The 12166-nt window shown below is 67.8% G+C and carries 11 protein-coding genes; 7 read left to right on the top strand and 4 right to left on the bottom strand.

The genetic code is table 11. The features are described 5' to 3' along the window. Positions 1 to 386 precede the first annotated feature (386 nt). The 4 genes from LN251_RS36175 (at position 387) to uvrA (ending at position 5915) form a co-directional block, all read left to right on the top strand. Entirely contained in the window at positions 387 to 1541 is a 1155-nt protein-coding gene (locus tag LN251_RS36175; protein WP_458249492.1) for a hypothetical protein, read from the top strand. 404 nt (positions 1542 to 1945) lie between these two features. Then, positions 1946 to 2497: a cupin domain-containing protein gene (locus LN251_RS36170; RefSeq protein ID WP_458249491.1), complete on the top strand. Its 552-nt coding sequence runs from the start codon at positions 1946 to 1948 to the stop codon at positions 2495 to 2497. Beyond that, a complete protein-coding gene (locus LN251_RS36165) occupies positions 2446 to 2730 on the top strand; it encodes a helix-turn-helix transcriptional regulator (RefSeq protein WP_458249490.1) in 285 nt (94 codons plus the stop codon). The genes LN251_RS36170 and LN251_RS36165 overlap by 52 nt, the downstream gene beginning before the upstream one ends. A gap of 716 nt (positions 2731 to 3446) precedes the next feature. Further along, entirely contained in the window at positions 3447 to 5915 is a 2469-nt protein-coding gene (gene uvrA / locus LN251_RS36160; RefSeq protein WP_458248395.1) for an excinuclease ABC subunit UvrA, read from the top strand. 418 nt (positions 5916 to 6333) lie between these two features. Here uvrA and LN251_RS36155 read toward each other — a convergent pair whose 3' ends face one another. Further along, positions 6334 to 7050, bottom strand: a complete 717-nt coding sequence (locus LN251_RS36155) for a hypothetical protein (protein ID WP_458248394.1) — start codon at positions 7048 to 7050, stop codon at positions 6334 to 6336. Between the two features lie 331 nt (positions 7051 to 7381). On the opposite strand from LN251_RS36155, the gene LN251_RS36150 reads away from it, so the two are divergent. Beyond that, positions 7382 to 8350: a TIGR01777 family oxidoreductase gene (locus LN251_RS36150; RefSeq protein ID WP_458248393.1), complete on the top strand. Its 969-nt coding sequence runs from the start codon at positions 7382 to 7384 to the stop codon at positions 8348 to 8350. A 791-nt stretch (positions 8351 to 9141) separates the two neighbouring features. Continuing rightward, entirely contained in the window at positions 9142 to 9276 is a 135-nt protein-coding gene (locus LN251_RS36145) for a hypothetical protein (RefSeq protein WP_458248392.1), read from the top strand. Between the two features lie 257 nt (positions 9277 to 9533). Here the strand turns inward: LN251_RS36145 and LN251_RS36140 are convergent, their stop codons facing one another. Beyond that, on the bottom strand, positions 9534 to 10238 hold the full coding sequence (locus LN251_RS36140) for a DUF4328 domain-containing protein (protein ID WP_458248391.1): 705 nt from the start codon (positions 10236 to 10238) through the stop codon (positions 9534 to 9536). 272 nt (positions 10239 to 10510) lie between these two features. Further along, positions 10511 to 11077, bottom strand: coding sequence for a TetR/AcrR family transcriptional regulator (locus LN251_RS36135; protein ID WP_458248390.1), 567 nt, complete (start codon positions 11075 to 11077; stop codon positions 10511 to 10513). A gap of 86 nt (positions 11078 to 11163) precedes the next feature. On the opposite strand from LN251_RS36135, the gene LN251_RS36130 reads away from it, so the two are divergent. Next, on the top strand, positions 11164 to 11589 hold the full coding sequence (locus LN251_RS36130; RefSeq protein WP_458248389.1) for a nuclear transport factor 2 family protein: 426 nt from the start codon (positions 11164 to 11166) through the stop codon (positions 11587 to 11589). Positions 11590 to 11728: 139 nt separating this feature from the next. Here the strand turns inward: LN251_RS36130 and tnpA are convergent, their stop codons facing one another. After that, positions 11729 to 12157 (bottom strand): IS200/IS605 family transposase, encoded by a 429-nt coding sequence (gene tnpA, locus LN251_RS36125; RefSeq protein ID WP_458248388.1) that lies wholly within the window; start codon positions 12155 to 12157, stop codon positions 11729 to 11731. Positions 12158 to 12166: the final 9 nt, after the last annotated feature.

Raw genomic sequence — 12166 nt, 5'->3', positions numbered from 1 at the left:
AGCACCGCACCGGGGACGTCAGAGGCCACCCCCTGTGTCGGACGGCAGGCCATTGGATCACTCCGTTCTCCGGCCCTCGGAGGCGAACAAGCGAATCGGGGGATCTCCGCCTGCGCGGGCCCTGGGTACCCAGCGCGCGCCCACTTATTCAACCCGTCCGAATTCGGTCTTGTTCTCAGGGATAGGTGGCTGCGGCGTTTTTCGCCACCCGGGGGTTCAGCGTGGCGATTGTGACGGGAGCGGCGGAACGGGCCCTGCGCTGGTCAGCCGAGATCTGTCGTACTGCCCGTATCTGCCGAGGTCGGCATGCCGCGCGGCGCGACGTTACCTCGGCGGCATCCTGGGCACTTGCGATCGCCAGGGCAGTCGGCGAGGAGGGACCAGTCATGCGGGTGTCGTCCCAGGGCCATACGGTCGTGGCTCTTCTGGCAGATCCGGACGCGCCGACGGACATCGCGCAGGGCATCGCCCGGGCACTACCTGATCGCCTCGCCGAAAAATCAGGCCAGGGCCGACGGTTCGACATCGAGGTGGTCACTGAGCCGTTCACCTCGGGGACGGAGGACGTGGCCACCCTGATGTGTCGGATGATTGACCGGGGCAGTGCGGAGAACTGGGACATCGTCGTGGCCCTCACAGACCTTCCGTTGCACTCGCACGGGCGCAAGCTCGTGGTGGATCTCAGCCACGAACACGGGTTGGCGCTGCTCTCCCTGCCTTCCCTGGGAGGCCTTCGTCTGCAGACCAGGGCCAGGCGGGCTGTGGAAGAAGCCGTGCTCAGCCTGTCGGGCCCGCGAACCGCCGGCGCTGGGGGAGTTCGGGAAGATCGGCCGCTGGGGTCTTTCGCCGGGCCCCTCGCGCCGATCCATCCCGGCCAGGTCGATGAGGAGGAGACCGCCGATCTTCGATACGTTGTCAGCGGGCCACGTGGTTACCTGCGGCTGCTCGGCGGAATGGTCCGCGCCAACCGGCCGTGGCGGTTGGTCCCGGGCCTTTCCAAAGCCCTGGCAGCCGCACTCGCCACGGGAGCCGTCGCCACTGTGAACTCCACCGTCTGGAGTCTGTCCGAGGCCCTGAGCATGCCGCGCCTGGTGATCGCCATGGTCGGGTCCCTCGCACTCATGATCGGCTGGCTGATCGTGGACGCGAAGCTGTGGCATCGGTCGACGGAAGTCTCACCGGACGCGAGGAAGAGGACTGCTCTCTACAACGCCTCCACAGTCGTGACCGTGGGAGTCGGGGTGCTCGTCTGCTACGTGGGTTTGATGGGCATCAACTTGCTGTGGGCGCTGTTCATCCTGAACGATCAAGTATTCGCTTCCATGACACGCACCCCGCTGCATGCCACGGAGTTCTGGACGTTGTCATGGTTCGTCGCTTCCATCGCCACGGTGGGCGGCGCACTCGGATCGGGCCTCGAGAGTGACGACGCGATCCGGGCAGCTGCCTACTCCAAGCGCGAACAGGAACGTCGTCGCATGCTCCAAGACCACGACGGTGAGCAATCCTCTGAGGAGGCCGATGCTGGGGCGAAACAGTAGCGACGGTCCGCCCCGCTCGCCTGCACCCGCTGGTCAGGTCGCTGCCCTGGGCCGAGGAGGCGGGGCCTCACTCGTCGACAGCCGCTTCGTACCCTTCCTGTATCGACCGCAAGGGCGATGCAGGTGCTGAGTGCCAGACCCGCGCCCGCGCCGGGCGCGATCACCTTGCGTGGACGCCGGGTGCGCTGGAAGGTGGCGTCGTCCGCGGAGTAGGCACCGAGAGCGGCGGACGCGGCACACGCGGGCGGGACCAGCCACGGCGCCGGACCGACGACATGGCCCGGCAGCACACCGGTGACCGTCATTCCTCCCTCGGCGCGCTGGTGGGGCGTCAGCAACGGACATTGAGAACTCCCAGCACAGGAGCTGGCAGTGGGTGACGATAATGCGCTGCCCGGTACGACATCGCCACCTTCGGTCCGCTCACACTCGGGCGACTCGCTTTCGGCGCGGAGGTGCGCATACAGTTCGGGGAACTCGGCTCTTACCACGTGGATATCCCCTTGGGTGGCCACTTGGCGTGGCGGCAAGGAAGACACACCGCTGCAGTGGCGACTACCGGGAACGCCGCCGTTTTCCAGCCGCACGGCGACACCGCCCTCGCTCTCAACCAACAACTTGAGCGCCTTCTCGGCCGACCGCTGCGCGCCCCCGTCACTCTCCTGCCCGAACTCGACATCGCACACGGCGCGGGCCTGAGTTGGGTACGGATGGTCCGCGCAGTGTTCGACGAGATGCGGGTAGCCGGCCTCTTGACCCGGCCCATGGTCGCCCGCCCACGCAGGAGACCCTGCTGGCCGGGCTCTTCCTTGCCGCCGGCCACGGCTACCGCGACGAACTCGACCACCCCGATACCACCCTGCGCCCGGGCCCCGTCAAACGCGCTGTCGAAGCCATACACGCCATGCCGCAACACCCCTTCACGGTGGCGGAATTGGCCGTGCTGGCGGGCGTGAGCGCGCGGCGACTCCAGGAGACCTTTCAGCAGTATGTCGGCATGGCCCCACTCGCCTACCTGGCTGACGTCCGCCTGACCCGCATCCATGACGAGCTGCGTCTTGGCAAAGCAGGCGCAGTGAACGTGAGCGAGGTGGCCCAGCGTGGGGGCTTCGGCCACCTTGGCCGCTTCGCAAATCGCTACCGAGCCCGCTTCGGTGAGTTGCCCTTGCAGACATTGCGTTCGGCGTGATCACAGCCCAGGCCATCGCCCCGCGCTGTGCGGACAGCGGCCGCGCTCAGTGGATGGTGCGCTGCGGCTATCGCGCTCTAGGCTTGTTGTGTTCGCGCGCGTTCGCCTTTGGGGCCGCCGCGCGGACATGTGCCGGTCCTTCACCCCTGCGGACCAGTCGCCGCCCGTGGGTCCCCCATCAGCCGCGGGCGGGTCGGCAGCACACATGCGGACTCGATTCGCGGCGTACTGCCTGAGACCGGAGAAGGTCCGGGCCGGGGGCAGCGCCGGCCCGGACTTGACCGAACCGAAGGCACGCCGATACGGCAGAAACGTGGGCCGGGACTGAGACGGCGGCCTGCCGGGGGTGAGCGCCGGCGCACATTGTTGTCGGCGACGACACCGCGCAATGGCTGCCAGGCGAGGATGCCCGGGAGCGGTAATCATGCCTTCGACCCGTGCAAAGTCCCAAACGTGATCTCGTGCTCAAACAACGTCCCGTACCGGACGGGAACGGGAAGTGGGCCGGCCCGTGGGTCAGGCGGCCGGGCGGTCCCCTGGAGTGGTGCAGATCCGCTTGAACATCCTCGGCTCGCTGAGCCACTCGTCAGCCTGCGCCTCATGGCTGGCGCCGCGGGCTCGCGGGCCGGCTCAGGGTTCGGAAGGTTTTCGGTATGGGCGGGTCCTCTGACGGCGTCTGTCGCGCGGTTCCCGGCGTGATCAGGTAATCATGAACGGTGGACAAGGACGCGACCGACCCCTTCGTGCATGTCCGGGGCGCTGGTGAGAACAACCTGCGGAACATCGACGTCGACGTTCCGCGGGACGCGATGGTCGCCTTCACCGGCGTCTCCGGTTCGGGCAAGTCCTCGCTGGCGTTCGGCACGCTCTACGCGGAGGCCCAGCGGCGCTATTTCGAGTCCGTAGCACCGTACGCCCGAAGGCTGTTGCAGCAGGTCGGTGCACCGCACGTGCAGGAGATCACCGGACTGCCACCGGCCGTGGCCCTTCAGCAGCGGCGCGGATCGCCCAGCTCGCGCTCGACCGTCGGCACCATCACCACACTGTCCAATCTGCTGCGCATGCTCTACTCCCGCGCCGGTACCTATCCTCCTCGAGCCGCACGGCTGGAAGCCGAGTCGTTCTCACCCAACACCGCCGCCGGCGCCTGCCCGGACTGCCACGGACTGGGCGTCGTGCACGACGTCGCCGAGGACCTGCTCGTCCCGGACCCCTCGCTGAGCATCCGCGAGGGGGCGATCGCCGCCTGGCCGGGCGCCTGGCAGGGAGCCAACCTGCGCAGTGTCGTGAACGGCCTGGGGATCGACATCGACCGACCGTGGCGCAGGCTCAGGAAGAAGGACCGGGACTGGCTGCTTTACACGGACGAACAGCCCTCCGTGTACATCGAGCCGGAGGAGGACCGCATCGACTACGGCTACCAGGGCAAGTTCTGGAGCGCCCGCAAGCACGTCATGCACGTCCTCGCCGACTCCAAGAGCGAGAAGATGCGCGAACGGGCTCTCCGCTTCGTCAGGAGTGTGCCGTGCCCTGCCTGTCACGGCAGCGGACTGCGGCCCGAGGCGCTCGCCGTGACCTTCGCCGGACGTTCCATCGCCGAAATCAACGCGACGCCGCTCACCGAGGTCGTGGCGCTGCTGCGGCCCGTCGCGGGGCGGTCCGAGGCCGACGCCACCACATCGACCGCTCGATCCGGGGAGACCACCGAGGTCGCGGTCCGGATCTGCGGCGATCTGGTCGCGCGGATCGACGTACTGCTCGACCTGGGTCTCGGATATCTCAGCCTCGGGCGCCGGTCGACAACCCTGTCGCCCGGCGAGGCGCAGCGCCTGCGGATCGCCACCCAGCTGCGCTCGGGCCTGTTCGGCGTCGTCTACGTCCTCGACGAACCCTCCGCGGGCCTGCACCCGGCCGACGCGGAACCACTGCTGGACGTGCTGGAACGCCTCAAGACAGCAGGCAACTCGCTGTTCGTCGTGGAGCACGACATGGACGTCGTACGGCGGGCGGACTGGGTGATCGACATCGGCCCCGGTGCGGGTGAGGGCGGCGGACGAGTGCTGTACAGCGGTCCGGTCGCCGGTCTTGAGCGGATCAGGGAGTCGGCCACGAGCCAGTACCTGTTCGGGCGTGCCCGGTCGCTCGACCACCGCCCGCGCATGCCCCACGGCTGGCTGCAACTGCGCGGCGTCAGCCGCCACAATCTGCACGACGTGTCTGTCGACGTGCCGCTCTGCGTGCTGACGGCGGTGACGGGCGTGTCCGGTTCCGGAAAGTCGACGCTCGTGAAGCAGGTGCTAGGCGAGGTCGTCCGCGGCCACCTCGGGCTCGTACCCGATGAACCCGACGAGGCGCAGCTGGAGGTCGACGTCCAGGACGCGTCGGGGGTCGAGTCGTTCGACCGGCTGGTCCGGGTCGACCAGCGGCCCATCGGCCGAACGCCACGGTCCAACCTGGCCACGTACACAGGGATGTTCGACGCGGTGCGCAAGCTGTACGCGGCGACGGACGAAGCCCGGGCGCGCGGCTACTCGGCCGGGCGGTTCTCCTTCAACGTGCCCGAAGGGCGGTGCGAGACCTGCCAGGGCGAAGGATTCGTCGCGGTGGAACTGCTGTTTCTGCCCGGCACCTACGCGCCGTGCCCGACCTGCGGCGGCGCCCGCTACGACGCCGAGACGTTGGAAGTCACCTACCGAGGCAAGAACATCGCGGAAGTACTGGCGCTGTCCGTCGACTCCGCCGCCGAGTTCCTGTCCGCCGTCCCGGCCGCCTCCCGCAGTCTGGAGACATTGCGCGAGGTGGGACTGGGATACCTGCGGCTGGGCCAGCCCGCGACGGAACTCAGCGGCGGTGAGGCGCAACGCATCAAGCTCGCGACCGAATTGCAGCGAGCCCGCCGCGGGCACGCGCTCTACCTGCTCGACGAGCCGACCGCCGGCCTGCACCCCTCGGACATCGCGCTGCTGCTGCGACAGTTGCACCGGCTGGTCGACGCCGGCAATACAGTCGTCCTCGTCGAGCACGACTTGGACACCATCGTGACCGCCGACTGGGTCATCGACCTCGGTCCGGGGGGCGGCGACGCGGGCGGGCGGGTGGTCGCGGCGGGGCCTCCGGCCAAGGTGGCGAAGGCTGGGCGCAGTGCAACGGCACCGTATCTGGCGGCCAGGCTCGCGCGCCTTTGATCCGGATCCTCACCGCGGAACGCCGACAGCGGCACGTACGACGAGGGGTGCACCTTCTGGTACGGGAGTTGCTGGACCGTCGTCAGGGTGGCCAGGAGTTCTTCGTCGGTACTGGTCGAGGGTCCGGGTGGGGGCGAGCTGCACCGCTTCGACTCTTGACCGTCGGGGCGCTGGCCAGGCGCTGAACCGGTGTCGATCTGCGTCCACGGGCCCAGCATCGGGTGAGACGCTGGACGTAGACGCCGTTGCGTCACGCGGTCCACGCCATGCCCGACTACGACTGGTGCAGAGGAGGCATCGGACCCCGGCGGCGAGAGTTGCCTCGGCGCCCACGTCGATGCAGGGCGTCTGCGCCGGAGCAGGGGCGCCGGAGGAGGGGAGCAGGACCTGCTGAGTGCCCTCGAACGGGTGCTGGTCGTCAGTGCAGGACGCTGACGGCTCGGGCGATGACCAGCAATGAGATGAGGAGTGCCGCAATGCTCTGAACGCTCATGAGCAGCTTGGCGCGGGAGGACAGCGGCATGGTGTCGGTGGGGCTGAAAGCGGTGGAGTTGGTCACGGACACGTACAGGTAGTCCAGCAGCTTCGGTACCCAGTCCGAGCTGATGCTGGCGCCGTCGGCGACTTCTTGCACCGCGTCGTCGTTCTCGTCCTGGGAGAAGCGGAAGTCCGCCAGCGGCAGCTCGCCGCGGGGAAGCTGGGTGCGTGCGACCGGGCCGCCGCGGTCCAGTTCCCAGTACGCCAGACCGAAAGCGATGATGTTGGTCAGCCACACTTGCAGTGCGGCTACGAGGAGTGCACGCCCGTCCTTCACGCCTGCGTAGAGCAATTCGTGGATGAGGATTCCCAGGGCGCTGAGGTTGCTGGCGGCGATGATGAGGGTCAGGGCCAGGGACAGAAATCGGAAAGCAGTGGTCTGCCGAGTAAGCCGTCTGGGATTGATGGCGACGAGGGGGATCAGGAGCAGCACTTCGAGCGTGGGCACGACGTAGCGGGGCGCGAGCAGCAACTGCTGGGGGAGTGCCACGTACAGCAGGATGGCCACGATCGTGGCAGCCACGCCCGGCAACCGTGCCTCGCCGCGACGCTCGTGGCGAGGATGCTTCATACGCGCCTGCTCGCGGCTCTTGGTCATCTCATGCCTTTCCGTCCGCACCCGCTTTTCCTGCCATGGTCTCAAGAGGAGGTGGATGGCCCTGTGTGTTCCTGAGTGCCGTCTACCCGTACGAGTGGCACCTGCACGGATGCAAAGGGCCGATGTGCGGGCTTTCGTAAAGTCCGTTCATCAACGGGCCGGCAAGCCCCGTGATGAGAGCGTCGTCGTTTTCTGTCCCACGTCCGCTGGGGCGAACGTCGATGCCGCGCCCAGGGCCGGGGCGCGGGGTGATGCGGCGTGTACCCTCCCAATATTTTGAACGTGTTCAAATCTTCGGCTAGGCTCAGCTGGGACGAGCGAGGGGGAGACAGTGAAGGTTGTGATTCCCGGTGGTACCGGACAAGTTGGCACGATCCTGAAACGCGCCCTGGACGCTGCTGGTCATGAGACCGTGATTCTCACCCGCGAACCCAGGCGCCACGGCGAGGTGCACTGGGACGGTCAGACGCTGGGACCTTGGGCGGCGGAGATGGACGGCAGTGACGTCGTGATCAATCTTGCCGGACGCACGGTGAGTTGCCGATACACACCGACCAACCTGCGCGAAATGATGGACTCGCGGGTCAAGAGCGCCCGAGTGGTGGGTGCCGCGATCGCGGGCGCTGCGCGACCGCCCCGGGTGTGGCTCCAGATGAGCACCGCAACGGTGTACGCGCATCGTTTCGACGCCCCCAACGACGAGGCCACCGGCGTCATCGGGGGCACCGAACCGGGAGTGCCGGACTACTGGGCCTACAGTGTCGAAATCGCCAAAGCTTGGGAGCAGGCCCAGCAACAGGCTGCAACGGCCTCCACGCGCAAGGTGGCTCTGCGCTCGGCCATGGTGATGAGTCCGGACCCCGGCGGGGTCTTCGCCGTGCTGCTGGGACTGGCCCGTCTGGGCCTCGGCGGCCCGGTCGCCGGGGGAGCGCAGTACGTGTCGTGGATCCACGAACACGACTTCGTGCGCGCCGTGGAGTTTTTGATCGACCGCGACGACATCGCAGGGCCGGTGAACCTGGCGGCTCCCCACCCTCTGCCGCAACGCGCCTTCATGCGGGTCCTGCGCTCCGCATGGGGCATACCGGTGGGCCTCCCCGCGACCAGGTGGATGGCCGAAGTTGGCGGACTGGTTCTGCGTTCTGACACCGAACTGCTATTGAAGAGCCGTCGAGTTGTTCCGGGCCGACTGGCTCAGGAGGGATTCCAATTTGAGTACCCGCGATGGCCGCAGGCCGGGAATGAGCTGGTGGAACGGGTACGCAAACGTGCCGGATCCGGATCCGCCGCACGCCGGTGACGCTCACCGGATCTCCCGCGCCTCCAGTAGCCCCTCGAGCCCCGACGGTCACCTATGGCGCCGTCCGTCATCTCGCCTCCTCGAATGACTGATGGTCAGCGTCTGCAGGTCATCGGCCCGCTGTGCAATGCGTGGCTGCCCACGTCCAGCAGGGCGCGGCCCACGGGGTGATGGGAGAAGGTGGGGTCCTGGGTGGTATCGGGGACGATGACGTCTTCGCCCCCTTGTTGTGTACGGCGCAGGCGTGGGGCACGGCGGCGTCGTCCGCGCCGGACAGGGCGGCTGCTTCCTGTAGGACGGCCGTCGGAACCTGGCGTCGGTCGGCGTCTTCTACGGCGGTGGGGCCGTGACGAGTGCGGGAGCCAGACCCCGCAGGGGCCACGTTGAACTGCTGTGAAGCTGCCCACAACAGAGGGAAGGCGTCCGCCCATTGGGGCAGGTCGTCGCGGACCATGAGCATCCCTGGGCAATTCCGATGAGGCTGTCGGTGCGGCCCTTGCCCCGCAGCCCGAACACCTCACTGCGCCAGTTCCCGGCCTCGGTGGGTTGGGTGTCGCCGACTGCCCAGACGTCGCCTTCGCCTTGATGCGTCGCCCTCACCGACGGAACGTCATGTGCTGGGGCAGGGCGGCGAAGGCTTCGGCGAGCGTGTCGTAGATCCGTGCGCCGATGAGCTCGCCCCTGCTCAAGGACTGTCCGGCCGGCATCCGTTGGGGCCACCAGGTACACCGGTCGGTCGGTTAGGTGGTCCGTGAGCGCTGGAAGATGCGGCCTGTCGCCGCACTGATGAGATGCAGACCGGCCATCTCGAGCACCAGCTGTTGTCGCTGACGAGCGGCCTGCTGCAGTCGCTGCCGCAGTTCCTGCTCGAACTGGCCGCAGCTCTGGGCGACCAGTGCGCCGGTCCCGGCGATGATCGTTGCTGATTCGTCGAAGGCACCATGGTCAACGGGGAGCGGCCTCGTCTCGACACCCTGGACTGGACGTCACAGGCGGTGGGCCGTCCCACAAAGTGACGTCATGCCGCGCGCGCATTCACGGCCCTGTAGACCATTGTGGAGTCGGGTGCTGCCGACGCCCGACTCCACAACCTGGCCCTCGCTGGATGACAGACGTCCATACGGGACAACTTCCAGCCCGCGTTCCGCAGTGCCTCTCGATTACTGCTGAGCGAGGAGATCTTTCAACTGGCTGCGGGTGCCGGCACCTCGCCGGAGAGGACCTTGCGCTCCTGCAGCCGGGTCAGGCGGACGACCACCACGATGGCGAGGACCGCGGCCGCGATGTCGAGGCAGTCGGAGAACAGCATCGTCCCGGCTGCCTCGTGCAGTTCGTCCGCCGTCTGGGCCTGACGGGAACTGCTGTCGGCGAACCGGCCCACGAAGAGGCTGACGAGCCAGACCGTCCACCAGGCGTTGACCGGCGTGTGCCCGGACCGCGAGCCCCAGGGAGCGCTGGCGTCCCAGCTGTCCGCGACGATCCGGTGCGGGAACCACAGGTTCACCACCGGGCAGAACCAGGCGCCGATGGTCCAGCCGCGCTTCATGCGATGCCGGGAGGCGTCGAACACCTCGGCGTTCACCCGGATCCGCCACAGCCAGCACAGGTAGACGACAGCCGTGGCCACCAGCGCGACACCCTGCGCGATGCCGGCGATGGCATAGAGGGCGTCCGCTTGGTCTGCCCGGTCGATCACGTCGGCGCCGGTGACGCCGTCGGTCAGGTCGCCGGTGACGTTCCTCTCTCGCAGGTCCGCGTAGCAGGCGAACAGGTCGGTGGCGGTGACGAGGCCGAGCATGATGGCGGTGGCGCGGCTGAGCGCGGCCGGCGAGCGCAGCGAGGCGCCGGGCGAGGCGGCGTTTGGCGGAACCGGCATGGGCGTGGTCATGAAAAAGTCCCCCGAGAAGACAATCTGAGCCGGCGCGCGGTTCTTCCCGAACCGGCGCGGGTGCATTGGTGTCGGTGGCGCGTACGAACGCGTGCGGCCACCGGAACATACGGTCGGATGCCGTCGTACGTCCACTCGGTTCTCAGCCCAGCCCAGTCCGCCGGCTTCCTGAAGCCGGCCCAGGCGAGCGCTGGCTCGGCCAGGCCCCTCACCCTCTATGTACGACGACCCCGGCCAGTGGCTCGTCGACTCGACCGACGAGTATTCCTGGCTCACGCCGCAGGTCCTGCCAGGGCCTTGACGGCGGGGCGAAGCAACGTGGCGATGTGATCCGCAGGGGCCTCACGAAGCGCTGCAAGGCCGAGCAGCTGGTGGCCGATGGTCACGCCCAGCAACGCGGTGACAACCAGCGCAGCGCGTAGTTCGGGATCGTCGGGACCCGGCAGGGCGGCACCGACGCTGTCGATCTGCCGACCCAGAGCGGCACGCATGTGATCGGCTGCTGCCTGGTCCGTGAGCATCGACCGCATCATCGCCAGTGTGCCCTCGGGAAGCCCGCCGAGCTTGAGGCCGAGCGAGGCCAGCAACTGATCGACCAGCTCGTCGGCATCCGTGACAGGCAGCGGAGTGGGCAACGCCTGCACGGCTTGGCCGAACAGCTCCCGTTTCGAGCCGAAGTACTGCATCACCAGAGCCGGATCGACGCCCGCCGCGGCCGCCACGGCGCGGATGGTGGTGCGCTCGAACCCCTTGTCGGCGAACAGCTCCCGGGCGCCGTCGAGGATGCGTGCCTCGGTTGCTCGGCGGCGGTCGGCGCGGGACTGGCGGGGAGCGGACACAAATTCACTCTACAACCGTTGACCGAACTTCCGACCCGACCCTACCGTGATTGGGTCAACAAGTGTTGAGCGAATGGAGTGACCCCGTGTCACATCTCGATACACCTGCCGGCCGTACCCCTGCCGAGGTGTTGAGCTGCTACTACCAGGCCATGCTCGACAAGTCGCCCGACGAGCTCGCCGACCTCTACGCCATCGATGGGGTCCACGAGTTCCCGTTCACCCCACCCGGCTTCCCGGCACGCTTCGAGGGCCGTGAGGCCGTGCGCGCCGGCTACCGGGCGATCTGGGGCGCCAGCCCCGCCGAGGTGCAGGAGGTCAGAAGCATCGCGGCCTACGAGACCGCCGATCCCGAAGTGATCATCGCCGAGCACGTAGTGGTGGGAACACTGCTGCCCAAAGCCTCTACGTTCACCGTTCCCGGCCTTCTGATACTCCACGTCCGCAACGGAGTGATCACCCGCGCCCGCGACTACATGGACGGCTCAGGCGTCGCCAGCGCCAGGGTCTGACGGCCCCACCGCTCCAACCGCAGCCCGACCCAGGAGTTCAGCATGATCTAGCGCGGAACCCCGGGCGTTCACGCCCGGGAGGAAGTGCTTCCTAACGCTGCTCTGACCGGCGCGGGCGCACGGGTCTGCATTATTGACCTCAGCTGGGACGTTTCTGGTTTTCGATGTACTCCTTGATGACGGCGAGCGGGGCGCCTCCGCACGAGGCGGCGAAGTAGGACGGCGACCAGAAGTGCTCACCCCACAGGTACTTGCGGATGTGGCCGGGGAACTCCTGCCGCAGGCGCCGGGCGGAGACACCCTTGAGGGAGCCTACGAGCCGGGAAATGGCGACCTTGGGCGGGTAGTGCACGAGCAGATGGACGTGATCGCGTTCGCCGTTGAACTCCCGCAACTCCGCGCCGAAGTCGGTGCACACGTCGCGCATGACCTCTTCGCACCGCCGAAGGATCTCGTCGGTGAACGGTCCGCGCCGGTACTTGGGGGTGAAGACCAAGTGAGCGTGCAGGGTGTAGACAACGCTACGGCCCCTGCGGATATCGGGGTTTGGCTCCCAGCGTGGTGACATAGATCAATG

The sequence above is a fragment of the Streptomyces sp. MAI_2237 genome, assembly GCF_054189285.1.
The sequence above is the reverse complement of the archived record's forward strand: the minus strand, read 5'-3'. Positions and strand labels throughout refer to the sequence as shown.